This window comes from Butyrivibrio sp. AE3009 (assembly GCF_000420845.1).
GTDB lineage: Bacteria > Bacillota > Clostridia > Lachnospirales > Lachnospiraceae > Butyrivibrio.
On the sequence record NZ_ATVS01000016.1, the window covers coordinates 46,647 to 72,495 of the forward strand.

Consider the following 25,849-nt stretch of genomic DNA (forward strand, 5'->3'; position numbering starts at 1 on the left):
AGTTTACCTGTCTATTATAGGCACTCACTTCAGCCCATAGCAAGCCCACATGTCCTCGGTAAAGAGCTCCTCCATGGAAGACAGCTTAGTGCAGCTCTCCAGGAGATTGTCAAAGGCCTGCTTCTGAAGATCATCATCTGCCGCATACAGAGTAATGCTGTCTGCATTTACCACGTCACCCTCCGTCAGAGCCTCAAGATTCTCCTCATTCATATAGAAGACCCTGTCATACATAAGAAGCTCATCCGTAAGTCTCCACACATTCTGCGGCGTTGCGGGATTAAACATAACAACCGCCACCTGATCCTTATGATCTGCGGCATAGGCTATCTTCTCCGGATCCTCCTTGTAGAGGAACAATACGTTTCCGTCTGTTGCAAGCCCCTTTACGATGAGAATTGCAAAAAACACCGCCATTACCATCACAAGACTTCTCTTCTTATTATCCTTGCCAAAGCTCTCAATCCGGTAAAAAACTATGTACACATCCCAGATGATAAAGAAGATGATAAGTCCGTAAATCGGCATCTCATACCTATTGGAAGCAGCTCCCACCAGCAGCGCAGTCTTAGCCGTAAGAATAAAATACACAGCGGTTGCCACCAAAAGGCCAATGATCTCAGGTCTTGGAGACTGATACTTCTGCCTCTTGCCTGTAGCTACGTCCCTGCTCCTTCGAAGATTCAGGTACATTGTTCCCATCAGAATAAGCGTTATGATGATAAGCAGGCACTTACCGAATACGAAGTCATTAAGAAGTCCGATAAAAAAGGACATTCTCATCCAGGTCCCCGCCAGATCCAGAAGACCTCCCGCCGCATCTGCTCCCCTGTAGCCACCAAAGATATGGCTAATGCAGGAAGGATAGGTAATGATCGCAAGTCCCAGAGCCAGCACATTGGCTCCCGCATAGATGAAGGCCTTCTTAAAATCAAACCTTGAAAAGGCCAGCCACAAAAAAGTAAAAGCTCCGATTCCCACCCAGAAATACAGATAGAAATACTGAGTCAGAAATCCCAGATAGGATACCAATACAATCGGTGCCCAAACAGCAATCAGCTTTTTGATATCCTTCGCATCATCCTTAGATGAACCTTCAGAGAATGCCTCTTTTTTGATAAATCTAATATGTATCAGCGCACAGGCAAATACTGCAGTGGTAAGCCATGCATACATGCGGATCAGCATATTGCAGGATATGGTCTGGGGATTCATCCCGAAGAAAGCCAGAACCAGCAGCTGAACCAGCATTGGAACCTCCAGCTCCTTGGTTATAAGGTATAGGAGCCAGAAGGAAATGCAGAAGGCTATCAGATTGGCTATAAGTCCGGACCACTTGCTGAAAAGCCCAGGCGTCAGCGAACATATAGTATGGAAAATCCAGTAATAGAGCGGCGGATGCACATCCCAGGACTGAACGAGCTTAACCAGTCCGTAGCTAAAGCCCTCCCCTTTTTTCACCGAGAACTCATCAAGGATCGTCTGCCTGTCCTGCCACTCCCTGTCAGGCTGATAGAGCCCCAGTGACCTGTTACTGGAATAATAGGTATAATATTCGTCCTCATGAAAGCCCGACTTCTGAAATCCGAAGTACAAAGTAGTTATTATTGAGGCAAGAAAGATCAGCCATACATACACTTTTTTCATATCACAGACCTCTTACCTTGGCATGAAGCCATCTCACCGCCTTGGGCGCAGGGGCAAGTATCCTAAGATACGTTTTCTGCTTGGAGGTAAGATAGGGATTCTTCTTAATATTTCTCATGTTCTGTCTGATATAGGTAACAACCTCTCTGTAGAAGGTGTTGTCCCCCGTCATCTTGCTGACCGGAATGTGGAGCAGATAATCAAGCCTCTGATAATAGCCAAATCTCTCCGCCACGGGGATCAGCTCGGGATGGTGCTTCTTGACAAGATCCAGTGCCACATCCGCATTTCTGACAATATCTGTAAACACGGAGGGAAAATAGTCCTTGTCCTGTGCCTTTTTCCTGGAGTTGGAGCCCGTGCGATAGAATACGTGGTAGTACTGCTCCGGAAGAATAACCAGTTTGTCTATCCTTCCAAGCACATGTATCATCAGGTAAAAGTCTTCGTTGAGCTCTCCCTCGGGAAATCTCATATCTCCAAGGGCACTCTTTTTGGTCAGCTTGGTGCAAAAAGAAGCATCCCCGGTGTGCATAAGAAGGGTCCTAAGGTGCTCAGAGGCTGTGATCACAGTCTCTTGCTTCGGAGGAATGACCACATCCGGAAGCTTGGAGCCGTCCTCTGCGATCTCATCTCTGGAGATCTGCACCATATCGGCATTGTTCCTAAGGGCTGCCTCCATGAGCCTTGAATACATCCGGCTGTCGATGTAATCGTCGCTGTCAACAAAGCCCAGGTATTCGCCTGTAGCCCTGCTGATTCCAAGGTTCCTGGCGCTGCTGGAGCCGCCGTTTTCCTTGTGGAGAGCCGTCACATTGGCATATTTTGCTGCCAGCTCATCGGCCACCTGCGCTGTTCCGTCGGTGGAGCCGTCGTCCACAACAATTATCTCAAGAAGCTCCCTTGGATAATCGGACATAGCCACGGATTCCACGCATTTTGGCAAAAGGTCTTTAATATTATATGCAGGTATGATAACTGAGATCTTACTGCTAAAATCCGGCATATCTATTCTCCCGTTTTACTTTTTTCCCGCGCTCTTTCCGGTATTTGCTGTCACCTTGATGACAGTCTCAGGGATCATCTGCTTGTACAGGTCATAGCCAAGAAGCAGGATGATTGTCAGCATTGCCATCGTAAGCGGCCACAAAAGAGTAACCGTTGAACCGAAAAGATATCTTGTATAGGTGATCATGGTGATAACCTGAAGTGCCGCGCAGATGGGCATCTTTTTGTAATTGAGCATTCCGTAGATAACTGCCATAACCTCAGGGATATAGCCGTATCTCTCATGCATTACCGGCAGGCAGAAAGTGCACACCTCCATGGTAAAGATCGCAAGAGTCAGCATATATCTTGAAGTGATCTTGAAATCTTTTTTGTAAACATAATAGGCAATAGAGCCGAAGATCATAAGGGTGCAGACTGTTCCGCCAAGGATAAGTCCTCTTCTGGTGTATTTCTCAATATCAGTGGTGATAATGGTGTAGATACTGGGATAGTTCATGGAGAGTCTTGAGAACATTGTCACCTGCTTGCCGTAGATTCCCAGAAGGTCTCCCCAGGGTCTTCCTGCGATGGCAGAAGGAACCATGGCCAGAATATAGATAACAGGGATCCAGAAAATGTATCTTATCTTGATCTTGTTCTTCAGCCACATGATGATAATGAAGGGCATGAAGAAAATGGCCTGCTGCTTGAAGCTGTAAGCAATTGCCATGTAAATAAAAGTTCTGTTGTCATGCTCGTTCATAGCATGATACAAAGACAGCAATATAAAAGCTGTGTAGATGGAATCGTTCTGTCCCCAGGCTGCGCTGTTAAGAGCTACAGTGGGAAGGAACATGATTGCCGCATAGGACATAATAGCCTTGTTGACATTTCCGCCGGTCACATGGAAAGTAATACGCATAACAGCCACTGCGCAGACAAAATCAAAGATAACCGAAACCGTCTTGATCAGATAAATATCGCTGATTCCTCCGCCAATATAGTGCAGGATCACGATAATATACTGGAACATGCAGTTGTAATCAAAGGTGCTGGCATCGCTCACACCGGGTGTAATACCAAGGTAAGCAAAACCTCCTGCCTCATGGCACTCTCTCATCCAATCAGCGAAGGCAGTACTGTAATCTCCCGATAAGATGTTATAAAAGGCAAACCTGTAGATCAGTCCCAAACAGCTCAGGGCTATAACAAACAGGAAGTCAAACATCTTGATGGTAACTTTTCCCACCTCAATTTCGTTGTTAAAAAACTTATCGATAGCTCTCATAATCTCCTCTTACTCCAAAACATTTCTTTCTTGCATAGTTCTTGCAAATCCCGCAGGCTTATATACCTCAGCAAGGCTCATGGGTCCTTCCGCAGCAGGTTCTACCTCACCCTTTTCCAAGTAGCCTTTGCAGAATCTTACAAGCTCCGATGCAGCTTTTTCGGCATTCCATAAATTTCTTATAGTATCAGCCGCATTTTTGCCATATTCAGCTATTTTATCATTATTCTCAAAAAGGTAAAGGACGTTCTTCTCAAAGTCCTCGTAGCTGCCTTTTCTGTATATTCGTCCGTTGTAACCGTGCTCAATAAGGAAGGGAACAGCTCCCGCTTCCCCCGATGCCACCACCGCGGCGCCGCAACCCATGGCCTCGTTCACGACAGCTCCCCAGCCCTCGAGATAATTGCTGGTAAAAAGAAAAACGTCTGCTTCCTTCATATGTTCCAGAACCCTTGCAGGCTTAAGGCCTCCTGTTAATGTAACCCCGGAAGTGAGCCCGGCACGTCTTACTCTCTCAGCGAGAGTCCCGGACAGCCTTCCGTCTCCAATGATTTCCATGGTGAAATCATAGCCCTTATTATTCAGGGTCTCAGCAACTTTCACAGCATATTCAGGGTGCTTTAGATCTATGAGGCGCCCTGCCCAGCAGATCTTAATGGGTCTCCTGTTGCAGTTACCATATTCCCTGCCTTCGTCATCACTCTCAGGAAAATATCCCCACTTCAGCATCTTGCCGGGATAACTGTGAATGAGCCTGAAATCCGATGCCACATAGGCCCCGGCGCAGAGAAGAAATACCGGCTTTTTTCTGTAGACGTAGTGTTCCTCTCTCTTTTTCTTAAGGCCCTTGGGGCTTATTGCCTTCCACTGACCTTCTCTGTAGATCCTCTCACTGACTCTGAAAGATAGCTTGCCCGAAGATAAGCGCTCCTTCTCAATCTCGGCTGTAAGACCCTCGGTCCAGCCAAATATCGTCACATCACTGCCCAGGATAAGGTCCTTGCACTTCTCCTCATCCTTGTACATTTCAAGGACGAAGGGAAAATCGGAAGTTCTGACACCCCATCCCATCTGCAGCCTTTTTTCCTCCATAGGCATGACCTGTATAAAATTAAATTCTACCTCATCAAGAGAAGCCATGGCCTTGCAAAAAGGAAGCTGATGGTGGTTTATGTAGTTGGACACAAAGGTTATGACCATATCACGCTCTTGCCTCGTTTATATCTCTGTAGATCTCAAGAAGTCTGTCGTAGTTCCTGTCGGGACTGTGGGTTTCGCGGGCATGCTTCCTCGCATTGTCTCCGTAGACCGCAGCCAGCATGGGATCGTCCCATATCTGCAAAATGCATCTCTTAAGGTCCTCAGGATCAGCCTTCTCAAACAAAAGGCCGTCCTTGCCATCCTCAACCATTGACGGAATGCCTCCGACCCTTGATGCCACAACAGGAGTTCCAAGAAGCATCGCTTCTCCCAGGGAATTGGGCGAGTTCTCTACGACAGAGGCACACACAAATACGCCTGCTGTAAGGAGTCTGTCCTTCATCTCCTCTTCGCTGAGCATTCCCAGCATTGTTATATTCTTCTTAAGGTGAAGAGTCCTGATAAGCCCCTTAATATACTTGCCATATGCAGCGGCCCTGAGAAAATAAGGGTATTTGCTCTGGCCCTTGCCGATTATATTGTTGCCGGCAACATATAAATGAGCATCCGGGTACTTCTCCAATATTCCGGGCATAGCCTGAAGGACAAAATGAAATCCCTTGAGCGGGTAATCTCCCTGGGATAAAAATATCGAGTGTTCTTCTATATCCTTTTCCCTTCTTGTGGCTGTATAGAAGGAAGGACGCATCGTCTCGTTAAGGTGATAATACCTGGCCTCAGGATTGATCTCATAGGTCCTTGCCCTGTCAAAATCAGTTCTTCCTGTGATATTGCCGGTGAGCCTTATGCACTCGGCCTCATGTTCGGCTCTTGCTCTGTATTTCTCCTGCTGTTTGATAAGACTGTCCTGTTTGATCCTGTCTCTGAAGGTTGCGGACTGCTGCACCTTCTCAGGAATACCGGCCATATATTCCTCTGCGATAACACCGCAGACACCCTGGATTCCAAGCAGAACCCTGGAAGGATTGCCAAAGCACCTTAGCATCGCCAGGCTGTGGGGAAACTCCGTTCCGAAGATGTGCACCACATCAGGCTTAAAATCATCAAGAATGTTATGAAAACGGTTCTCCACCTTGCCGTCATAACTTTCCGGGTGGCTTAGATCCTCCACGAAGCCGTAGTAGGTAATGCCATCAATGACCTCACTGGAAGAAGCGATATCACCCTCCGCCGGAAAGGCTATGGCAAGTTCTATCTCGTTGTCACCCAATATATGACTGTTCTTTATTCTCTCAAGGCATCCCGTCAGCCACCCCTCCCGGACCGAAAAGTCAAGTCCGTGGGCCTTGGCATAAGCCGGAAGCATTATGTTGCAAAGCCATAGTATTCTCAATTCTTACTTCTCCTTTTTGGCATTTCTTACCTTGTAAGCTGCGTTCTTAACTGCGTTATAGGCACCTGCAGTGGTTTTGTTGGAAGCTAAAAAGGTTCTCACTTTCGAAAGAGTAACAATTCTCAAGAAGTCATATTTCCTTATCTTGGACTTGGGAAGGTACATACCGATGATAACCTTCCTCTCCTCCTCAGATATCTTCCTGTTAACATCAGAGAAGCCGCCTCCCTCATAATTGGCAATTATCATGGGGATGTATACTGTCTCAGCCTTCTCTTTGTATATGCAACGAAGGAACTGCTCGTAGTCAGCCCTAACCTTGTATTTAAGGTCAAAAAGGTTCCTTCTCATAAGTCTCTCATCGTAGAAGCAGGCCTGGTGCGAAGGAAGGTTCCTGTAGCAGGCATAGTCATCGATCTTGGGATTGGAGGGTACTCTCTGGAGCGTTGTGACCTCAAAAATATCTCCGTAAAAGATTGAAGAAAGTGTGGTTCCCGAGGACTCCTGTCTGCTTACTATGGCGTCATGGACATTTTTAAGCACGTCCCTGTCCCTGAAGGTATCTCCGCAGTTTAGGAAGAATACGTAGGAGGGTGTATCGCCGGCTTTGATATCATCTGTTATTTCTGATAAGTAGGACACAGCTATGTTCATGGCGTGATAGATACCGTTATCACAGCTCTCTATAAGGGTTATCTTGCTGCTACCCTTACTGTCTTTTCCCGCCACGCTGTACTTACCCTTGAGCTTCTCAATGGAACCGTCGGTACTAAGTCCGTCCTTAACCAGAATGCGATAGTCATCAAAGCTCTGTGTGACAATGCTGTCAATTGTCTCCGTCAGCTTGTCTCCCGAATTGTATGTAACTGTTATTATTGTAAAAAATGGTCTCTTCATAGCTTGAACCTGTTATCAATAACCCCTTTCCGAAAGAGTCATGGGCATCTCATGAAACAAAAACGTCTGATATGGTAAAATTCTCACTCCGTCATTGGCCGCCCCGCGCATATACATCGCAAAGTACAGCAGGCAGGCGACAATCCCGGCCAATATTATGAACTGCCTCTTCTTATCATCCTTAACCTTGAAGATAAGAGCCGGAACAAACAGAATATGTGTCACTGTCAGGTAATAGCCTATCCTTGAGATGATCGGAAGGAAGGACCCGAACAGATACAGGGCAAGGGCCATGTTGTTGCACCAGAAATAGAAACTGTAGGTCCTGTTGCCTTTGATACAGTCCCTGTACATATACAGAGAAAACAGCAAAATTGCTGTGCACCTGACGATATTCACAATGCTGGTTCCGCCTGTAAGATACTCCGTATCCTTGTAGGACGGGTACAAAAATACAACAATCTTAAGATACAGATCCTGCAAAAACAGGCAGGATAAACAAAAGGCTCCTCCCAGAAGCATCATCCATTTCTTCCAGGGAAGAGAAGCCAGAAAGTACAGAGGAAGCACCACCAGAATGGACTTGTGGAACAGGGCTCCCAGCAGTATCAGCAATATGAATCCGGGCCAGTCACCCTTAAGCACAAACTTAACCGAATAGAGTGCTATACCAAGAGCCAGATAATATCTGACCGTGCTGATTGACTGGAAATAGTACCCCAGCAGCATAAACATCATGAAACTGTAAGTAAAATGCTCACTCTGCTGCCACAGTGCCTTCATAAAGAAGAAAATGGTAAAGAAGGCAAACACCGCAAACACCAGAATATAGTTCTCAAAGCCGCAAAGGTAATAAATAACATATGTTACAGCATTGAATCCCGCCTCTGTCGGTACATAGGCATGGCTGAACACCAGATGCATGAACTCCACGTACTTGGCGTAGTCATTGCCAACATTGAGCCTAAGGGCTGAAACAGCAAAAAGAGCAGTAAAGATCATGAGGATAGCGATCATATTCACTGCGTCCTGTCTCGTCATCCCCTGATATACTGCAAGTAGTCTACCGTTATTAACTTGTTTTTTCCGCACCGGCAGTGCCAGCGTCAGCACCAGGAGCGTAAGAATAAGATAAACAGCCAATTTACACCTTCTTCAGGGTCCTGCCGTGACGAACTCCCTTTCTAAGGAGCCTGAAGCATTTAAGAAACCCTTTTTCCCTGCACATCTCATCTCTGTTCTTGAACAAAAATCTGAATCCCCAGAGGTAAGCGCTCTTTCCGTATAGGAAGTGATACAGCACTCCTCTGTCGTAGAAAAACTTGTCCGTATATCCTTCAAACCAGGTAGAAGTCCCGGTTGCCAGCTCATGTCCTATATCCACAGGCGTCCTGTAGATATTAAGCCCCGCTTTTAACAGATCGTGTAAAAAGAGGCTGTCTTCGCCGTTCATATAAGGCGCTCCCCCTCCGAACAGCAGGGAGTACTTCACACCGCTGTCCACTATCTTCTGCCTTCTGGCGCAGATGGCGTAGGCGGGATATCTTCCGTAGTTGTACCAGGACACCTTCTTGAAGTCCTCGTTGTGATAGGTCTCCCTCCCGGGCTGCTGCTGTACGTTAAAAAGAAGTACGTCAGCCTCGGGATGAGCATCGAACTCCTCCAGGACCCTGTTCACATAGCCTGCATCATAGACGATGTCATCATCGCCAAACTGTATTATCTCTGCTGTAGCATTCTCAAGGGCTGTATTGCGGGATAGACCAACACCCTTGTCATGCATGGTGATTGTCTTAATAACAAACGAATCCAGTATAAAAGTATCCTTCTCAGTCTTACCTCTCGTTCCCGGCTTCTGATTGACTATTACCGCGTCGGAATGTATATGAAGTTTGTCAGCAAGGTCGCCGGGATCCTTGTTAACTGACGAAATCAGTATCTCTAATCTGCTCATAAACGCACGCCTATTTGATCCTGTAGTATTTTTTCATAAAGCTGCGGTCTGCCCTTGTAAGCAGTACTCCCACTATTCTGCAGCCGTGCTTACGAAGCTGACTGGTGGTGCGATCCGCCATGCTCTTACACTTTTTCCCATAGGGAACAGCCATGATAACGCCGCCGGAAGTTGCAATCTTGCGATAATTATCCAGTACTTTTCCGGGGGTGCTGATGGCTGTCATATCGCTGATGGCCTCAGGGCACTTATTTCCAAGGGCCTTCTTAAGGCTCTCCAGGTCTTCCTCCGAATGTTTCTCATTCCTGACGCTGTCCACTGAGACGAAGAGCAGGCCTGAGGCGCCCTCTGTATATTTTTTGCAGGTGGCTATAAGATCGTTTTTGAATATCTCATCTGCGGTGGTGTTCCTGTCTTCGCCCTTAAACAGTACTCCCAGAACAGGCAGATCGTATCTGGACTCACATTCCTCGGGAACATAGACCGCATCGTCAATTGCATCAATCAGCATAAGAGCCATAACTGAGCCCACAAGTCCCACAATCAGTCCGAACACTGCTGCCACAGCGCTTCTGTCGGTGTAGGTAACAAGCGTGGCCTCTTCGCTGTTAAGAAGTTTGATGGAGTCAAAGGCATCATTGGTCTCGCCATAGGACTTAAGTGCCTTGATGGCGGCATCTGTCACTGCCTGGGCTCTGTCTCTGTCATTGTCCTTGACGGTAAGAAGAAGGACTCTGACATCGGAAGGAATCTCTGCGGTGATATCGCTAACCACCTGGCTTCCTGTCATATCACCATAGCCCGCAGCCTCAAGCCCCTTCATGATCACATCAAGGACTTCATCGGTGGACATAAGGGAATTCCAGGTGTAGGCGTTATAAGAATCCACCTGGCTCTTGGCATTCTCGTCATAGGCGAACTTAATATAGAACTGGCTGGTTGTCTGATAGCTCCTGGCAGGTCCGAAGGTCACCGTCACAAGTGTATATACCCCAAGGAACAAAAGAGCACATATTATTCCGGTGAGCGGAACAAGCCACAGCTTTTTAAGAAGCCTTAAATAAAAGCTTCGAAGGTTTAGTTTTTCGTTCATATATCCCTTATCTGCTCTTTCCATACTCTTCCCTCTTAAGTGCCCCTCACTTTTATTATTTTCCGTTACTTCTGTGCCGTCGTCTGATTCTCATCTACGCCCTCTGTACTGTCGGGAGTAAACAGAATCTTCAGCGTCAGCAGCATCAGCTTGATATCAAGCCATACTGAGTAATTCTCAATATAAGTAAGATCGAGTTTAAGCTTGTCATAGGGTGTTGTATTGTACTTGCCATAAACCTGCGCATATCCCGCAAGTCCTGCCTTCACCTTCATTCTGAAGGCAAACTCAGGCATCTCCTCGAGGTACTGCTTGATGATCTCAGGTCTCTCGGGTCTTGGTCCGATGAAGGCCATATCACCGACAAGAATGTTAAAGAGCTGAGGAAGCTCGTCAATTCTGCAGGAACGGATAACCTTGCCAATAGGAGTTATTCTGTCATCGTTCTTCTTGGCAAGTCTTGCGACGCCGTCCTTCTCCGCATCAACCCTCATGCTCCTGAACTTCATGATCTTAAATTCCTTCTGATCCTTGGTACAGCGAACCTGCTTGTACAGCACAGGGCCTCCGTCGTAGAGCTTGATGATAATAGCTGTCACCAGCATTATGGGCGATGTGAGAATGATCAGAACAAGAGAAAGTACGATGTCTATAAGTCTCTTGATAGCTCTCTTCTCAATCTTGATGGAATATTCTCTAAGGAGTAGTACCGGTGTATCAAAAAGGTGAAGCTGCGTTGATCCCTTAAGAAGAACATCTGTTATCTTAGGCATCACGTAGATACGGATATTTCTGCCGTAGCAGTATTTTACCAGGCCGTTTCTGAACTGGCTTGGCACATCCCAGATGATGACACCGTCGTAGTTACCGAGGCACTCCTTGTAGACTGCATCGATACCCTCGCTGATATTCATGTATTTGGCAATGTGATATTTGTCTTTTCTTGAATTGAACTTGCGGATAATGTCATCCACGGAATACACTCCGCTCACAAGAAGGAGCTCCCTGGGCGGGAAAATCGCCATGTAGAGGAAGTTCGTAGCATAGGACCAGATAAAGGATATCACCAGCTGGATCACAAATATCTCTATCATTGGAATAACCGGCACCAGCCAGTTCCTAAGAAGTGCGATCTGGAAATAAGAAATAAAGTTAACCATGAAAAGGGCAAAAATCGTGGAGAAGAATACATCCATCGGCTTGAGATAGCCTATTTTCAGCCCTCCGTAGGTATTTGAAAAGAACAAAAGCAAAATGAAATAAATTGCAAGTATAAGGAGGTGGCCTCTGAAGTAGAGTTTAAGACCCGAACCCAGATTGTAGCCGTCAACGCTGATACGTGTTGCGGATACTATAGGATAATATGTATTGAACCAAAACCAGGCATAGACAGCTGTCTCCATGCCAAGTCCAACAAAACCCAATATGAGTACCAGGATTCTCTTAACAGACTCCATGTGTTTCATATATAAATCCCCTTTATGGTCAAATTCTTCGAAGGGTTGCTCTCACAGCCCATCCCCCAAAGTAAAACATAGCTTCAGGAACCGATAGATCGGCAATATTCCTGTATAAAAACCAGATTCTCTGAATCGCCACAAGCTTGTTTGAAGACAGTGACTTCTTAGGCCTTCTGTAGATGGCCAGATTCTCGTCAAGTCCGTAGGCTACAAAGCCGCTCTTTAAGATCCTCCACCAGGTGGCTGTATCCTCACTGGGAACCTGTGACATGTGAATCATTTCAATATCGATTTTTTCCGTATCAAACATTACGGTGGTGGTAAAGATAACGGTTCTGGAGAGGGCCTTTCTGTAGGTCAGCTTGGCCGGTGCATGGACAATCTTGCCAGTAGGTTTCGCATCCTCATCTCCGAATTCGTAGGAGTGAAAAGAGAATGCGGCTCCCGTCTTCTCCATGAAGGCCACCTGCTTCTTAAGCTTCTCCGGTTTCCAGATGTCATCCGCATCCAGGAAGGCTATATATCTTCCGGAGGATGCTCCGATTCCGGTGTTGCGGGCTTCTGCAGGCCCTGCGTTAACTTTTTTCCTGATAAGTTTGATTCTTTTCCCCTGCGCCCCTATAAGCTTCTCGATGAGATCAGCGCTGCCGTCGGTGGAAGCATCGTCCACCAGGATAAGTTCCCAGTCCTTGTAGGTCTGGGCGCTGACCATCCTTATGGTATCTGCGATGTAGCTCGAAGCATTATAGACCGGTACAACAATGCTTACCATTACAACTCCTCTTTAACGATGTACATGGGACGTTTCTTGACCTCAAGATAGGTCTTGGAGAGGTACTGTCCCAGGATTCCCAGACAAAACAGCTGAACGCCGCTCACCAGGGAGATTATGCATATTGTCGAAGCCCAGCCAACGGTGTTGTTGGGATCACCGAATGCGAGCTGTCTCACAACGATGAATATGATGAAAAGAAATGCTATAAGGCAGAACAGCACTCCGAAGATGGAGGCCATTGCCAGCGGAACGGTCGAGAAGGCAACAATTCCGTCAAGGGCGTAGATAAAGAGCTTCCAGAAGGACCATTTGCTCTCACCCTTCTGTCTCTCTACGTTCTCAAACTCAAGCCACTTGTTCTTGAAGCCTACCCAGCCAAAGATGCCCTTGGAAAAGCGGTTGTACTCCTCCATTGAAAGGATGGCATCAACGAACTGCCTTGTCATAAGTCTGTAGTCTCTTGCTCCGTCAACGATCTCTGTGTTGGACATCCTGTTGATGAGTCTGTAGAACATTCTTGCAAAGAAGGATCTGATGGGAGGCTCGCCCTTACGGGTTACACGTCTTGTGGCCACGCTGTCATAGCCTTCCTCTGCGATTGCCTTGTACATATCGGGAAGAAGTGCCGGTGGATCCTGAAGGTCGCAGTCCATGATGACCACGTAGTCTCCCTTGGATTTCTGAAGACCTGCATACATGCCGGCTTCCTTGCCAAAGTTCCTGGAGAAGTTGATAAGGTGCACCCTCTCATCCTTCTCATGGAGTTTCTTGACTTCCTCTACGGTGTTATCCTTGGAACCGTCGTTAACAAAAATCATCTCGATGTCCACATCGTGCTCATGAAAAAACTTCTCGTTCTTCATCAGCTCAACGTAGAAATCGGCTATGTTTTCCTGCTCGTTGTAGCAGGGAACTATCACGCTAAGTAACTTCATTGTATATCTCTCTCCCAAATACTATATTTAAGGCATTTTATGCCTTATTTTAAATTTACACACTACCCCTATTTTACACTTATCCGGCGGTTCTTTCAATGTGCATTAAATGAGCTATATTAGCCCCCAAAGTAGTCTGACATATAATGAAATTCATCGTAGATGAATGAAAATCCGCTGCGCGGAATTTCATGCACGCAGTGCATTTCACTACAGCGCAGCTGTAATTTCATTAATCAAAAAAAGGAGAGAACATACATGCCGAAGCCAGGTATGTTTTCTCCGTTTTTTGATTATTATCTCATCATCGTTCTGCTCTCATAGGATTGTTCAGGAAATCCTCATATGCAAGCTTAATACCATCCTCCAGCTCAGTGGTGTAGGTCCAGCCAAGAGCCTTGGCCTTGGATACATCAAGGAGCTTACGTGGTGTGCCGTTGGGCTTGGTGGGATCCCAGCGGATCTCGCCTTCGTAGCCAACGATCTTAGCAACCTTCTCGGTGAGCTCTTTGATAGTGAGCTCTTTACCTGTTCCCGCATTGACGGTCTCGTTGCCGCTGTAGTTATTCATAAGGAATACACAGAGGTTGGCAAGATCATCAACATAGAGGAACTCACGAAGGGGGCTACCGTCTCCCCAGCAGGTTACATAGGGGAGCTTCTGCTCTTTTGCCTCATGGAAACGGCGGATAAGAGCGGGAAGTACGTGTGAATGTGTGGGATGATAGTTGTCATTTGGTCCGTACAGGTTGGTGGGCATTACCGAAATATAATCGGTGCCGTACTGCTTGTTAAGGTACTCGCAGTACTTAAGACCTGAGATCTTGGCAAGTGCATAGGCCTCGTTGGTCTTCTCAAGCTCTGATGTAAGAAGGCAGTCTTCCTTCATGGGCTGAGGAGCCATTCTGGGGTAGATACAGGATGAGCCAAGGAACTCCAGCTTCTTGCAGCCGTTTCTCCAGGCTGAGTTGATAACGTTCATCTCAAGGATCATGTTCTCGTACATGAAATCAGCAAGGGCCTCTGAGTTACCCATGATTCCGCCAACCTTGGCAGCTGCAAGGAATACATACTCGGGTTTCTCATCGGTAAAAAAGGCTTCTACCTGATCCTGTCTTGTAAGATCCAGCTCCTTGTGGGTTCTGGTGATGATATTCTTATAGCCCTGCTTCTGCAGTTCTCTTACGATAGCGGAGCCAACCATTCCTCTGTGGCCTGCTACGTAAATCTTCGCATTTTTCTCCATCATAATATTTCTCCTAACATCCGATTACTTATCGATACCCTTCTCAAGGAACTCAGCGAGGTTGAACTTAACATGCTCGTTGGCTCTCTCTACGGCAACTTTTTTCATATCATGCTCTACCATGATCCTTACAAGATCCTCGAAGGATGTGGTCTGAGGATTCCAGTGGAGTTTCTCCTTGGCCTTAGTGGGATCTCCCCAGAGGTTAACTACGTCTGTAGGTCTGTAGAAGTCCTCTGATACTTCAACGAGAACCTTACCTGTAGCCTTGTCGTAGCCCTTCTCGTCGATGCCCTCGCCTCTGAACTCCAGCTCAATTCCTGCATAGTGGAAAGCAAGCTGAGCGAATTCTCTTACTGAGTGCTGTACGCCTGTTGCGATAACGAAGTCCTCAGGCTTGTCATTCTGAAGAATGAGCCACATACACTCAACATAATCCTTGGCATAACCCCAGTCACGAAGTGATGAGAGGTTACCGAGGTAGAGCTTATCCTGCTTGCCCTGGGCAATACGTGATGCTGCAAGAGTGATCTTACGTGTAACGAAGGTCTCTCCGCGGCGCTCTGACTCGTGATTGAAAAGAATACCTGAGCAGCAGAACATGTTATAAGCTTCTCTGTATTCCTTGATGATCCAGTAACCATAGAGCTTGGCAACAGCATAAGGGCTATAAGGGTGGAAAGGAGTCTTCTCGTTCTGAGGAACCTCCTCAACCTTACCATAGAGCTCTGAAGTTGATGCCTGATATATACGGCAGGTATCTGCAAGTCCGCACTGACGAACCGCCTCAAGTACTCTTAATACGCCTGTTGCATCCACGTCAGCTGTGAACTCAGGTGAATCGAAAGAAACCTGAACATGAGACTGAGCAGCCAGGTTGTAGATCTCATCGGGGCGAACCTTTCCTACAACTCCAAGGATACTCATGGAATCTCCCAGATCTCCATAGTGAAGATGGAAATGAGGATGCCCCTCAAGGTGAGCGATTCTTTCTCTGTAATCAACAGATGATCTGCGGATAATTCCGTGAACGTCATAGCCCTTGTCCAATAGGAACTCTGCAAGGTATGATCCGTCCTGACCTGTGATTCCGGTTATAAGTGCTTTTTTTGACATTTTTATATCCTCCATCAGTGACAGGCACTTTACTTATTTAAGTGCCTGTCACCTTATTAACCATTTACAAATATTATAACGAATAATTTACCTATTGGAATTCACTTTCTTGATTTTGATTTGCATTATCTTGACATGGAATTTATACTTGTTTTTATAAGGAGAACAAATATGAGTGAACATCTTTTTCAAGGAAAAGCCGTATCTTCAGACAGATTATTATATACCCCTTCGGAATTTGCCAAATCAAGCCTCATTTATTTGCAGGAAATTGGTTCTCTTCAGGCAAAAAGTACCCACACCAGCAAAAGACAGAACCTGGAATCATTTCTGTTTTTTTATGTAAAAAGCGGCAGCGGCGTCCTTGATTACAACGGCAAAGAGCATCCCGTGCGTCAGGGAGACTGCGTCTTCATCAACTGCAAAAATCCCTATTCCCACAGAACCTCAGAGGACCTCTGGGCTCTGGACTGGATACACTTTTACGGAGAAAGCATCCTTCCCATTTATCTAAAATACGTGGAAAGAGGAGGACAGCCCGTTTTTCACCCGGAAAATCTGCAGGAAGCCATGGGTATTTTCACCGGCCTGCACAATGTTGCCTATTCATCGGACTATATCAGGGACATCAGAATAAACGAATGCCTGGCAGGACTTTTGACCTTTCTTATGTCCTTCAGCTGGCAGCCGGAAAAAGCCAAGCCCTCGGGAAAGGCCGGAAAACATGCCTTTGCCCTCAAGGACTATCTTGATACACATTATCAGGAAAAGGTGTCATTGGACGAGCTGTCGGAGATTTTCCTCATAAACAAATACACCTTATCACGAGATTTCAAGGAGCAATTCGGCACATCGATAATCAACTACCTGTTGATAGTAAGGATCACCCACGCCAAGCAGCTTCTTCGTTTCTCCGACGAAACAGTCGAAGAAATAGGGGCGAGATGTGGAATCTCGCCCCTGTACTATTTCTCACGTATGTTCAAACAGATTGAAGGAATCAGTCCCCTGGAATATAGGCAACGCTGGAAATAATATATCATCTAAATTCACATACAATGTAGGTTTCGCCATTATCACTATAGTAGTAGGCGATTCCAACTGCCGAGAAAGTCTCCCTGAGCACATTGGCCTTGTGGGTAGGACTTAGCATCCAGGCAAGCACCACGTTCTCGGGCTTTTGCTGGTTGGCATTTACGGCGTGAGCCAGGTTTTCCCCGTTGGTGGATTTGGAAACCGTGTACCAGGCCATGCCGTTGGGCCTGATGTGAGAAAATCTGGTGGAACATTCAACTGCTCGAACTGCCGCAATATCCGACAGTGTATCATCTACTGTAAATCCCGGAAGCCCCGCTGCAGATCTCTCTGCGTTCATGTAAGCAAGTACATCATCCGGGCATGTGGCCTGTGCCTTGATGGGCGCGATCAGCATGAACATCACTATCACCGCCATCAGTGCGGTTAAAACTCTCCTCATAAAGTATCCCCCTTTCAGTAGAAAAAGGTGTTAACTCGTATAACTATGATACTTTATTTCGGTAAAAAAAGCTCTAAATTACAGGCATTTGCGGGCATTTTTAACTAAAGTTTTAGAATCGTAACATTATTTTAAGAAACTTTTTATCATTCACCTATGGACTTTATTCCATCATGTATATTTTTGCCAATAAATTGAATTTCCGCAGAAACATCATGAGTTGCAGAAGGAAAAGGCTCATAACCCGTTCTGTCGCCGGAGGTCGGATAATAAATGGTCAATCCCTCAACTTCGCAGCTGTCAACCTCGTAGTGACCATAATCCTGCTGTGTATAGAGATACTTAGGATTGGCCCTCTTTGCATCCTCAGTAACAATTCCAACGCCCTTATATAGCATCCACAGACACAAAAATGCCACCAGGCCTCTAAAGATCCACACTGTGATCTTATCGCTCAGCCTGTTGTAGACTATGATGAACACTCTTCCCAATACAATTGCAGCTGTCATCCATACATATACCACTCCGTATCTGATAAGAGGAGCACTAAACAGCCAGAACAGCAGACATATTATCATTGTTCCGCCTATTGTCAGGAAATCTGCGATATTGACCATGCTCCTGTGGCTTAGATCAAATACCTTGGACTGCCCGAACTTCTTTTCCACCTTGCTGCCATTTCTCACAACAGCAATAAGGAAGTAGAGCAAAATTGCAATATAGAATGCAATGGCTACAACGTCCAGTATCAGCACCAGCTTGTTGATTCCCGTGATCTTGGAGAACCATTCAGGGAGCCACTGTGAAAGGGGCGCATCGCCATACTGCGCCACATCCGTATAACCTCTTCCGAAGGTCTTGATCTCCAACGCGTCATAGGCAGCAAGTCCCTTGGGAATCTTCCAGGGTACGCTAAAGAAATCCAGGAAGGTAACGGGATACAACAGCCAACCCGATATCAGAATATTCCTCAGTATAAAGGGAATAACGATGATAAAAGCCATAAGCACCGACAGCCAGAAGGCCTTCACCGTCTTCTCGGTTCTGTTGTGAAGGAGCTTGTATATCGGAATGATTGACAAAAGAACCATTGGCGCTGCCGATAGCTTCACCGTCACCGCAAATAGAGCGGTCAGGGACAACAGAATATAGGGAAGCAGCGATTTCTCGTGCCTTATGTTCATATCGAGCCAGTGAATTATCACATAGAATACCAGTGCAGAGAGAAAATAGTCCGAAGCCGGAGCCACTATTTCATCAAACACCGTAAACAGATAGTAGATAGCTGCGATTCTTGCAAAGTCAGACAGCACCGGGTGTCCACGCCTTACAATATTCTTAAGGTCCAGACACTGCCAGGCAAGCACCAGTGCAAAAAAGCCTGCCATCACATGATAGCTCTTGCCGCCAAAAAAGCTCATGCTGTACAGAGCTGACAGCGGGAATGCAGAGCTGTTGTAGGCAAGTCTCACATGGAGATTACCAAGTCCCTTGATAATCCCATAGTCCTCAATCCAATGTATTGCCTGTGCATGATAAAGATCGGAATCGTAGTGCATGATGCCATGGGATGTTCCATAGGCCATCAGAAGAAAGATCAAAAAGTAATACAATCCGTTCCTGTCCACAGTGAATATGTGTCCCGAATGGAACAGATCCTCAATAAGTTCATCTCTGTAAATAATCGCAATTGACACGCAAAGTGCGATAAGGATCAGGTTGGCCACAAGGCCCACCCCTCCGAAGAGGCTGGCAAACTGGGCATAAACAGTGACGACCACAAGGCCGCTGACAATATTGCTCTCTTTGAAATGATTGACGTAAGGTTTGCCCTGCTTTCCGGCAGTTTTGCCGACGGGCTTGGATTTTTTCATGCAATCCCATGACGATATGAAATGAAGAACTCCAAAGCCCATGATATATGTGGTGATAATAACATATATCCAAATCAGTATCACTGCTGCCATGCTTATAACCCCCGTAAAGCGTAACTACAATACTTTAACCTATAATATTGCAGGTAATAAATCCAACGAGTATACCCAAAAGTGCACCAAAGAACACCTGGGAAGGTGAATGACCAACGAATTCCTTGAGCTTCTCCTCAGGAGAAATATCACTGTCCATCTGCATGAACCAGTCCATCATATTGTTGATGACCTTGGCCTGTTTGCCGGTCTCACGTCTGACACCCATGGCATCGTGCATAACAATAAGTGCCATCACTCCGGCAACGGCAAACTCAAAGGTATCAGCACCGAAATTAAGCCCCGTTGCGGTTACCAGCGCCATAACGGTAGCCGAGTGGGAACTGGGCATACCTCCGTCCCCAAGAAGCCTTTCGGGATTAAAATTCTTATTTACAGCCACATATATTATCGTCTTCAAAATCTGAGCAGTGAGCCAGCCAAAAAACGCAGCTATCAGAATCTCATTGCTCAGAAGTTCATAGAAAAACTTCATAAAAACCTCATTTCAACGTTACAGCCAAAGGATCACAAAAGTTCCTTAAGATACTCCTCAATCGCATCATGCCAGTCAGCAAAGCTAAAATCAGAAGTAAGCTTGAACATATAGTTCTCGAGAATGCTGTAGGCAGGACGGGGAGCAGCCTGAGTATTCTTGGCAAGATACTCTGCTGTTGTCACGTGATTAACCTTAGTCTTCTTACCGGCAAGTCTGAAAATCTCCTCGGTAAAATCAGCCCAGTTGGTATCTCCCTCACAGGTTGCATGGAATACGCCGTAGTTCTGTGTGGGAAGAAGGTAATGGATTGCCTTGGCCAGTTCCTTAGTGCTTGTAGGCGTTCCAAGCTGATCCTTAACAACACTTACCTCATCATATTTCTCTGAAAGTCCGAGCATGGTCTTTACAAAGTTCTTGCCATCGCCGTAGAGCCATGCGGTTCTGAGGATAAAGAAATCCTTGGCGAACTGTTTAACCATCTCTTCTCCCGCCAGCTTGGTCTTACCGTATACACTGACAGGGCCTGTCTTATCAAATTCAATGTAGGGTCTGCTTCCGTTTCCGTCAAATACGTAGTCGGTTGATACATGAACAAGCTTGGCACCAATCTCTGTTGCTGCGATAGCAAGGTTTCTGGGGCCTATGGCATTGATCTTGTAGGAAAGGTCAATATCGCTCTCCTGCTTGTCTACTGCAGTGTAAGCAGCGCAGTTGATGATGGCCGCAGGCTTAACCTCTCTGGCCAGATCAAGCACCGCATCAACACTTGTTATATCAAGGGGAGTTATGCCCTCTCCCTGAAAAACATCGGTATTTACAAGCTCATATTTGCCGGTGGCAAGAAGCTCCTTGTTGATAGCTCTTCCCAGCTGTCCGTTGCATCCTGTAACAATTATCTTCTCCATAATTCTTCTCCAAAAAGATTACATTTATTTCAAAATGAGTTAAAAGCGGACGGCATTTCTACCGTCCGCTATATATGCCTTATTGATCACTCAGCAATTGTAGTTCCGTTAACTTCAAACTTAGAGAATGAACCGCCCTTTTCCTGGATGACAAAAATCATTGTCTTACCTGTATTAAGGGTTATCTCCTGGCCGTTGTCATCAAAGTATGTTGTAGGTGAATAATCATCGGTCTTGGACCAGGTAATATGGATCATCTTACCCTTGGTAATGTAGTAACCGTCTCTTGTGGAATCATGCATCTGATATGCAAGATATCCGTTGTCATCACGAACTTCGTGATAGGTTCTCTGAATAATAACATTAGCAAATGCCAGCTGCTCACCGGTAAGTGCATCTACCTGCTTGTTGCCGTACAGAGTCTTGAGATATACCTCTTTCTCAGGGTCATAGGTAAGCGCAGACTTGGTAACAGGGAATGAGCTTGCCATGTTGATCTCTGTGGCATCTACAGCATCCGGATAATCCGCAAGTGTATTGGGATTGGTATAACCGGTAAATGTGAAATGAGGCTGACCCTCAAACTTATCTCTGTGTGTCTTGGAAAAACCGGCCTTCTCAATAGCAGAAGTTACATGTGAAGCATCGGTAAATGCTGTGTGCTCCGATGTACTTCCCTCAGGAATTCTGAAGAACGCTCCGTAGTCAGAACCCATAACTCCGCCGACACCGTTTAAGTTATCTACATCATCTCTTGTAAGTATGGTCTTAACATACAGCTCAGGTCCGCCGTAGTGAACGATAACCGGATCGTACTCAAGCGCCGCATATACGAAATAATCACGGATACTTCTGATATTACCGATCTGTGACAGGTTCTCCCAGTTCTCAAGAATTCCCATCTGACGGCTCATGCTGCCCTCTTCCATTATCTCATAGAAAACAGCTACGTTGCTGAGTCCGTACTGAGGCTGAGCCTCTTTGTTTATAGGATACATAACAGCAAGGGGTCTGTTCTCATTAACAGATTCATCAACCCACTCGTTGGTAAAATAGCTTCTTACCATTCCTTCAGCCGGAGGAGCATCCTCATCGATAACTTCCTCGACGCTGGCTTCCTCTGCAGGTGCCTCAGGAATAACCTCCTGAATATCCTCAAGCTTCTCAATGCTAAGCCCTGTAACCGCAGCATCATCATCGCTTCCACAGCCAACGATGGACGCAGTTAACAGGCCTGCCATCAACAGTGCCTTAACTCTTTTCATAACCAAATTTCCTCTCTAAAAAATTGCCAAATCAGATTTTAACATACGGCGAATTATTCGCCAAGCCCATTCTCAATAGCCTCAACAAGGGCCTTCAGAGCCTCTTCTTCATCGACTCCTTCACATCTGAACTCCAGCTCATCACCGCACTTGATGCATGCCCCCAGAACACTAAGTACACTCTTGGCATTGGCAGTATTTTCCCCATAGCTGAAGGTGATATGAGATTTGTAATTCATTGCTACCTTACACAAATTCCCAGCAGGACGAAGATGAAGCCCGGTGGGGTTGGTTATAACCACTTTTTGACTTACCATATTAGAGCATAACCTCCTCAATCAGCTGTGCCAGTTTGTTTGCTTCCTCCTCAATCATCGCCTGATCCTTGCCTTCTATCATAACTCTTACAAGTGGCTCTGTGCCTGAAGGTCTGATAAGAACTCTGCCGTCTCCGGCGAACTTCTTCTCAAGTCCTTCAATAGCACCGGCAATTTCAGGATAATCCATATATGCATCCTTCTTGTGGGAAGGTACATGAGCATTTACAAGAGCCTGAGGCATTACCTCCATGATGGATGCCAGCTCTGACAGGGGCTTACCTGTCTCAACCATAGCCTCAAGAAGGTGCAGAGCGGACAAAAGACCGTCTCCTGTAGTATTCTCATCCAGGAAGATGATATGTCCTGACTGCTCACCGCCCAGGTTAGCGCCGATCTCCTTCATTCGCTCAAGAACGTATCTGTCACCAACCTTGGTCTTCTCAACCTTAATGCCTTCTCTCTCGGCCATCTTGAAGAATCCGAGGTTACTCATAACAGTTGTTACTATTGTATTGTCTGCAAGCTTGCCCTTGCTCATAAGGTGCTTACCAACTATAGCCATGATCTGATCACCGTCTACCATCTTGCCGTTCTCATCAACTGCAAGGAATCTGTCGGCGTCACCGTCAAAAGCAAGGCCTACATTGGCCTTCTCTGTTACAACACGGCCCATCAGCTCTTCCATATGGGTTGAACCGCAGTTGGAATTGATGTTGGTTCCGTCGGGATTGTTGTGGATAACCACAACCTCAGCTCCCAGCTGCTTGATAGCTTCAACAGAGGTGTAATAGGAAGCGCCCTCTGCACAGTCCATAACGATCTTCATGCCTTTGAGATTGATATCAACCGTTGTTAAATTATGGTTGACATACTCTTCTCTTGCATCCTTACGAACCTTGATCCTACCGATGGCTGCGCCTGTAGGCATTGGCACATCATCCATATTGCTCTTGATAAGAGCCTCTATTTCATCCTCAAGTGCATCGGGAAGCTTGTAGCCGTTTCCGTCAAAAAACTTGATTCCGTTAAATTCCATTGGATTGTGGGATGCGGAGATAACAACTCCTGCATCAACCCTGTACTTCTTGGTAAGGTAAGCTACGCCGGGGGTGGGGATGATTCCCACGTCTACTACATTTGCTCCCACAGAGCAGGCTCCTGCCATAAGTGCACTGGCAAGCATGTCACCGGAAAGTCTGGTATCACAGCCAACCATAATGGTGGGTTTGTGATTAACCTCTTTGGAAAGGACATATGCCCCTGCCTGACCAAGCTGCAATGCAAGAAGCGGTGTAAGCTCATAGTTAGCAACACCTCTTACGCCATCTGTACCAAATAATCTGCTCATTTTTAAAAACCTCGTTAATTCCTAAATTAGTTCTTTTTCTCAACCTTCACATATACTTCAACCGGATTCTTGACTGTAACTGCGGCGGGAAGATCCCAGTTAACAGCTGCGCTGTAGGTTCCTTCCGAAAGTGCTGTGAGATTGTTGTCCTCCATGATCTGTTCCACATCAACTGTTCCCGTCAAAGATGCGGGGTTTATGCCATCAAGGGTATCTGATAATCCCTCAAGTGTAAGAGAAACAGAATCATACTCGGTATCATCCACATAGATCTTAAAGTCATCAACCGTATTTTCCAGCTGAACTCTGTCTATGCTCACATCAAGTGTCCTGGTAGCAGCTCTCTCTATATGAACAACAACTGCTGCCATTCCGTTATAATCGCTGTCTCCGAAAGTAACTCCGGAAGGCAGGTACTTGGAAACATCTATGGAAGCCGTAAGATTGCCGGTATAGCCGGTCACATCCACCGCATTATCATCGATCTTGATCTCATTGATACCCACGAGTGTACTGCCTCTTCCTGCTATCATGATCTGTGAAGGATTGCTCTCCACCTCACCCGTAGGTATGTATCCTATTACGGGCTCGCCCTTGACCACGAAGCTCAGCGGTACGTATTTGGTCTCGTAAATAACTACATTGACCCTTACTGTCTTGATATTCATTGATACCAATGAGCCATCGATGGGATCACCGTTGGCATCATACAAAACAATATCCGCATCCGTTCCGATGTTGGAAGTAAAGCCTGTCACATCTACGTCAACAGCTGCGTATTTAACACTGTTGATTATGGATTCGGGACCACTGATCCTGATCATGTTCTGTTCAGTAGAAACATCACCGATAACATATCCGTCAGCCAGAGTTCCTGACGTAGTGGCTGAAAGAGCAAGGGACTTGGAAGCCTTCCTCTCAACGCTCAGCTTCACCACTGTGGAGCTGGGAGTAATGTTCTCAATCTTGTCGCTGTACTTATTGGTACTTACGTTGATACTGACCGTATTGAGACTGGACAGATCCTGAATATCCGCAGAAGCAATGATATTGTTCTGGGTCAGGGAATCAATTATTGATCTGGGTGCAAATATGGTAACCGAGCTAATGACATCGCTGTTGTCAAGAACCGTATATACCTGCCCCTGATCTGTTATAAGATTGGTATTCTTAAGCGTAACCGGAATGTTGGTGTATCGAACCGACGTTACCGGATCATTGATGTTGGTAATCAAAAACCATACTATGGCGGCAAAGATCAGCGAAGCCAGCTTAAGTCCCCAATTGGCCGTCAATTTCTTCATTTCTTCACCTTGGCCTTTCTGGCAAAATGCTTCACCGGGGTATCGATTGTCCGCTTGTTCTGAATGTAGCGCAGGCGCTCTCTGAGTCTGTCACTGTCGACAGCTCTCTCAAGTTCCCCCTCGTAGGCCACACTTATTTTACCTGTCTCCTCGGAAACGATGATGGTAAGTGAATCTGTAGCCTCGGAAACACCCACACCCGCACGGTGTCTTGTCCCAAGCTCCTTACCTATTCCCATGTTGTCCGAAAGGGGAAGATAACAGGTAGCGGAGGTAATCCTGTCTCCACGTATAATAACCGCGCCGTCATGAAGAGGCGTGTTGTGCTCAAAAATATTGATAAGAAGCTGACTGGTAACTATTCCGTCCACATCAATTCCCGTGCGCTCATACTCTGTCAGCGGATGACTCTGCTCAATAACTATAAGTGCTCCGGTTCTGACCTTGGCCATCTCTACACAGGCTCTTACGATCTCATTCAGAGTCTTGTCTGAGAAACGCCCCTCTGTCTTGGCATCTCCCAGGGCCAGAATATTGGCAAAAAACTTTTTCCTACCCAATTCTTCAAGGGCCTTACGAAGCTCCGGCTGCAGGATTACAACCATGGCTGTAAACGCGATTCCGAAGGCTCTTCCCACGATCCACAGAATTGTGGACATGTTGAATAAAGCCGCAATAAGTATAAACACAAGAATAACTATGATCCCCTTAAGGAGAGACCATAGTCTGGTATTTTTTGCCCATACTAGAATGTGATAGACCAGGAAAGCAATTATCAGAATCTCTAATATATCCGGCCATCGTAGCTGCGGCATGTGCAGGGTTGTTCTGTTAAATTCTAAAAGAAAATCCTTCTGCTGCATGACAAA

At 46.2% G+C, this 25,849-nt stretch carries 24 protein-coding genes; 1 reads left to right on the forward strand and 23 read right to left on the reverse strand.

Translation table 11 applies throughout. From position 1 onward, the window contains the following. Positions 1-24: 24 nt before the first annotated feature. The 14 genes from G588_RS0110065 to gmd form a co-directional block, all read right to left on the reverse strand. Positions 25-1,647 carry a hypothetical protein gene (locus G588_RS0110065; RefSeq protein WP_022778610.1) on the reverse strand — a complete coding sequence of 541 codons (1,623 nt, stop codon included), beginning with the start codon at positions 1,645-1,647 and terminating at the stop codon, positions 25-27. A 1-nt stretch (position 1,648) separates the two neighbouring features. Further along, positions 1,649-2,653: a glycosyltransferase family 2 protein gene (locus G588_RS0110070; protein ID WP_022778611.1), complete on the reverse strand. Its 1,005-nt coding sequence runs from the start codon at positions 2,651-2,653 to the stop codon at positions 1,649-1,651. 15 nt (positions 2,654-2,668) lie between these two features. Beyond that, positions 2,669-3,925 carry a hypothetical protein gene (locus G588_RS0110075; RefSeq protein WP_022778612.1) on the reverse strand — a complete coding sequence of 419 codons (1,257 nt, stop codon included), beginning with the start codon at positions 3,923-3,925 and terminating at the stop codon, positions 2,669-2,671. 9 nt (positions 3,926-3,934) lie between these two features. Further along, positions 3,935-5,125: a glycosyltransferase family 4 protein gene (locus G588_RS0110080; RefSeq protein WP_022778613.1), complete on the reverse strand. Its 1,191-nt coding sequence runs from the start codon at positions 5,123-5,125 to the stop codon at positions 3,935-3,937. A 1-nt stretch (position 5,126) separates the two neighbouring features. Further along, a complete protein-coding gene (locus tag G588_RS0110085) occupies positions 5,127-6,419 on the reverse strand; it encodes a glycosyltransferase family 4 protein (RefSeq protein ID WP_022778614.1) in 1,293 nt (430 codons plus the stop codon). Positions 6,420-6,422: 3 nt separating this feature from the next. Further along, entirely contained in the window at positions 6,423-7,316 is an 894-nt protein-coding gene (locus G588_RS0110090) for a glycosyltransferase (RefSeq protein ID WP_022778615.1), read from the reverse strand. Between the two features lie 15 nt (positions 7,317-7,331). Next, positions 7,332-8,459 carry an EpsG family protein gene (locus tag G588_RS0110095; RefSeq protein WP_026668701.1) on the reverse strand — a complete coding sequence of 376 codons (1,128 nt, stop codon included), beginning with the start codon at positions 8,457-8,459 and terminating at the stop codon, positions 7,332-7,334. A 1-nt stretch (position 8,460) separates the two neighbouring features. Continuing rightward, complete coding sequence (locus G588_RS0110100) at positions 8,461-9,270, reverse strand: glycosyltransferase family A protein (RefSeq protein ID WP_022778617.1); 810 nt, start codon at positions 9,268-9,270, stop codon at positions 8,461-8,463. 10 nt (positions 9,271-9,280) lie between these two features. Then, on the reverse strand, positions 9,281-10,387 hold the full coding sequence (locus G588_RS0110105) for a YveK family protein (RefSeq protein WP_022778618.1): 1,107 nt from the start codon (positions 10,385-10,387) through the stop codon (positions 9,281-9,283). A gap of 41 nt (positions 10,388-10,428) precedes the next feature. Continuing rightward, entirely contained in the window at positions 10,429-11,829 is a 1,401-nt protein-coding gene (locus tag G588_RS0110110) for a sugar transferase (RefSeq protein WP_022778619.1), read from the reverse strand. A 19-nt stretch (positions 11,830-11,848) separates the two neighbouring features. After that, positions 11,849-12,595 carry a glycosyltransferase family 2 protein gene (locus G588_RS0110115; RefSeq protein WP_022778620.1) on the reverse strand — a complete coding sequence of 249 codons (747 nt, stop codon included), beginning with the start codon at positions 12,593-12,595 and terminating at the stop codon, positions 11,849-11,851. Next, positions 12,595-13,533, reverse strand: coding sequence for a glycosyltransferase family 2 protein (locus G588_RS0110120; RefSeq protein WP_022778621.1), 939 nt, complete (start codon positions 13,531-13,533; stop codon positions 12,595-12,597). The genes G588_RS0110115 and G588_RS0110120 overlap by 1 nt, the downstream gene beginning before the upstream one ends. A gap of 304 nt (positions 13,534-13,837) precedes the next feature. Next, positions 13,838-14,779, reverse strand: coding sequence for a GDP-L-fucose synthase family protein (locus G588_RS0110125; RefSeq protein WP_334290806.1), 942 nt, complete (start codon positions 14,777-14,779; stop codon positions 13,838-13,840). 24 nt (positions 14,780-14,803) lie between these two features. Further along, positions 14,804-15,895, reverse strand: a complete 1,092-nt coding sequence (gmd, locus tag G588_RS19850) for a GDP-mannose 4,6-dehydratase (protein WP_022778623.1) — start codon at positions 15,893-15,895, stop codon at positions 14,804-14,806. A gap of 171 nt (positions 15,896-16,066) precedes the next feature. On the opposite strand from gmd, the gene G588_RS0110135 reads away from it, so the two are divergent. Continuing rightward, entirely contained in the window at positions 16,067-16,930 is an 864-nt protein-coding gene (locus G588_RS0110135; protein ID WP_022778624.1) for an AraC family transcriptional regulator, read from the forward strand. A 4-nt stretch (positions 16,931-16,934) separates the two neighbouring features. On the opposite strand, the gene G588_RS19855 is transcribed toward G588_RS0110135, so the two are convergent. The 9 genes from G588_RS19855 to cdaA form a co-directional block, all read right to left on the reverse strand. Further along, positions 16,935-17,372, reverse strand: a complete 438-nt coding sequence (locus G588_RS19855) for a CAP domain-containing protein (RefSeq protein ID WP_022778625.1) — start codon at positions 17,370-17,372, stop codon at positions 16,935-16,937. Positions 17,373-17,518: 146 nt separating this feature from the next. Beyond that, on the reverse strand, positions 17,519-19,339 hold the full coding sequence (locus G588_RS0110145) for an LIC_10190 family membrane protein (protein WP_022778626.1): 1,821 nt from the start codon (positions 19,337-19,339) through the stop codon (positions 17,519-17,521). Between the two features lie 34 nt (positions 19,340-19,373). Then, on the reverse strand, positions 19,374-19,835 hold the full coding sequence (locus G588_RS0110150; protein ID WP_022778627.1) for a divergent PAP2 family protein: 462 nt from the start codon (positions 19,833-19,835) through the stop codon (positions 19,374-19,376). 32 nt (positions 19,836-19,867) lie between these two features. Then, on the reverse strand, positions 19,868-20,743 hold the full coding sequence (rfbD, locus tag G588_RS0110155) for a dTDP-4-dehydrorhamnose reductase (protein WP_022778628.1): 876 nt from the start codon (positions 20,741-20,743) through the stop codon (positions 19,868-19,870). Between the two features lie 86 nt (positions 20,744-20,829). Beyond that, on the reverse strand, positions 20,830-22,008 hold the full coding sequence (locus G588_RS0110160; protein ID WP_022778629.1) for a DUF3048 domain-containing protein: 1,179 nt from the start codon (positions 22,006-22,008) through the stop codon (positions 20,830-20,832). Between the two features lie 53 nt (positions 22,009-22,061). Further along, on the reverse strand, positions 22,062-22,325 hold the full coding sequence (locus G588_RS0110165) for an HPr family phosphocarrier protein (protein ID WP_022778630.1): 264 nt from the start codon (positions 22,323-22,325) through the stop codon (positions 22,062-22,064). Position 22,326: 1 nt separating this feature from the next. Then, positions 22,327-23,676 carry a phosphoglucosamine mutase gene (gene glmM / locus G588_RS0110170; RefSeq protein ID WP_022778631.1) on the reverse strand — a complete coding sequence of 450 codons (1,350 nt, stop codon included), beginning with the start codon at positions 23,674-23,676 and terminating at the stop codon, positions 22,327-22,329. Positions 23,677-23,702: 26 nt separating this feature from the next. After that, the gene (locus G588_RS0110175; protein ID WP_022778632.1) at positions 23,703-24,980 is read right to left on the reverse strand and encodes a CdaR family protein; all 1,278 of its coding nucleotides are present in this window, start codon (positions 24,978-24,980) and stop codon (positions 23,703-23,705) included. Next, on the reverse strand, positions 24,977-25,843 hold the full coding sequence (gene cdaA / locus G588_RS0110180) for a diadenylate cyclase CdaA (RefSeq protein WP_022778633.1): 867 nt from the start codon (positions 25,841-25,843) through the stop codon (positions 24,977-24,979). The genes G588_RS0110175 and cdaA overlap by 4 nt, the downstream gene beginning before the upstream one ends. Positions 25,844-25,849 lie beyond the last annotated feature (6 nt).

Bases quoted from the DNA above. Each gene is read 5' to 3' on its own strand.
- G588_RS0110110 (WP_022778619.1), bottom strand. From the start codon at position 11,829: ATGAAACACATGGAGTCTGTTAAGAGAATCCTGGTACTCATATTGGGT.
- G588_RS0110175 (WP_022778632.1), bottom strand. From the start codon at position 24,980: ATGAAGAAATTGACGGCCAATTGGGGACTTAAGCTGGCTTCGCTGATC.
- G588_RS0110145 (WP_022778626.1), bottom strand. From the start codon at position 19,339: ATGGCAGCAGTGATACTGATTTGGATATATGTTATTATCACCACATAT.
- cdaA (WP_022778633.1), bottom strand. From the start codon at position 25,843: ATGCAGCAGAAGGATTTTCTTTTAGAATTTAACAGAACAACCCTGCAC.
- rfbD (WP_022778628.1), bottom strand. From the start codon at position 20,743: ATGGAGAAGATAATTGTTACAGGATGCAACGGACAGCTGGGAAGAGCT.
- G588_RS19855 (WP_022778625.1), bottom strand. From the start codon at position 17,372: ATGAGGAGAGTTTTAACCGCACTGATGGCGGTGATAGTGATGTTCATG.
- G588_RS0110065 (WP_022778610.1), bottom strand. From the start codon at position 1,647: ATGAAAAAAGTGTATGTATGGCTGATCTTTCTTGCCTCAATAATAACT.
- G588_RS0110100 (WP_022778617.1), bottom strand. From the start codon at position 9,270: ATGAGCAGATTAGAGATACTGATTTCGTCAGTTAACAAGGATCCCGGC.
- G588_RS0110070 (WP_022778611.1), bottom strand. From the start codon at position 2,653: ATGCCGGATTTTAGCAGTAAGATCTCAGTTATCATACCTGCATATAAT.
- glmM (WP_022778631.1), bottom strand. From the start codon at position 23,676: ATGAGCAGATTATTTGGTACAGATGGCGTAAGAGGTGTTGCTAACTAT.
- G588_RS0110120 (WP_022778621.1), bottom strand. From the start codon at position 13,533: ATGAAGTTACTTAGCGTGATAGTTCCCTGCTACAACGAGCAGGAAAAC.
- G588_RS0110080 (WP_022778613.1), bottom strand. From the start codon at position 5,125: ATGGTCATAACCTTTGTGTCCAACTACATAAACCACCATCAGCTTCCT.
- G588_RS0110075 (WP_022778612.1), bottom strand. From the start codon at position 3,925: ATGAGAGCTATCGATAAGTTTTTTAACAACGAAATTGAGGTGGGAAAA.
- G588_RS0110115 (WP_022778620.1), bottom strand. From the start codon at position 12,595: ATGGTAAGCATTGTTGTACCGGTCTATAATGCTTCGAGCTACATCGCA.
- G588_RS0110160 (WP_022778629.1), bottom strand. From the start codon at position 22,008: ATGAAAAGAGTTAAGGCACTGTTGATGGCAGGCCTGTTAACTGCGTCC.
- G588_RS0110090 (WP_022778615.1), bottom strand. From the start codon at position 7,316: ATGAAGAGACCATTTTTTACAATAATAACAGTTACATACAATTCGGGA.
- G588_RS0110165 (WP_022778630.1), bottom strand. From the start codon at position 22,325: ATGGTAAGTCAAAAAGTGGTTATAACCAACCCCACCGGGCTTCATCTT.
- G588_RS0110150 (WP_022778627.1), bottom strand. From the start codon at position 19,835: ATGAAGTTTTTCTATGAACTTCTGAGCAATGAGATTCTGATAGCTGCG.
- G588_RS0110105 (WP_022778618.1), bottom strand. From the start codon at position 10,387: ATGGAAAGAGCAGATAAGGGATATATGAACGAAAAACTAAACCTTCGA.
- gmd (WP_022778623.1), bottom strand. From the start codon at position 15,895: ATGTCAAAAAAAGCACTTATAACCGGAATCACAGGTCAGGACGGATCA.
- G588_RS0110125 (WP_334290806.1), bottom strand. From the start codon at position 14,779: ATGGAGAAAAATGCGAAGATTTACGTAGCAGGCCACAGAGGAATGGTT.
- G588_RS0110135 (WP_022778624.1), top strand. From the start codon at position 16,067: ATGAGTGAACATCTTTTTCAAGGAAAAGCCGTATCTTCAGACAGATTA.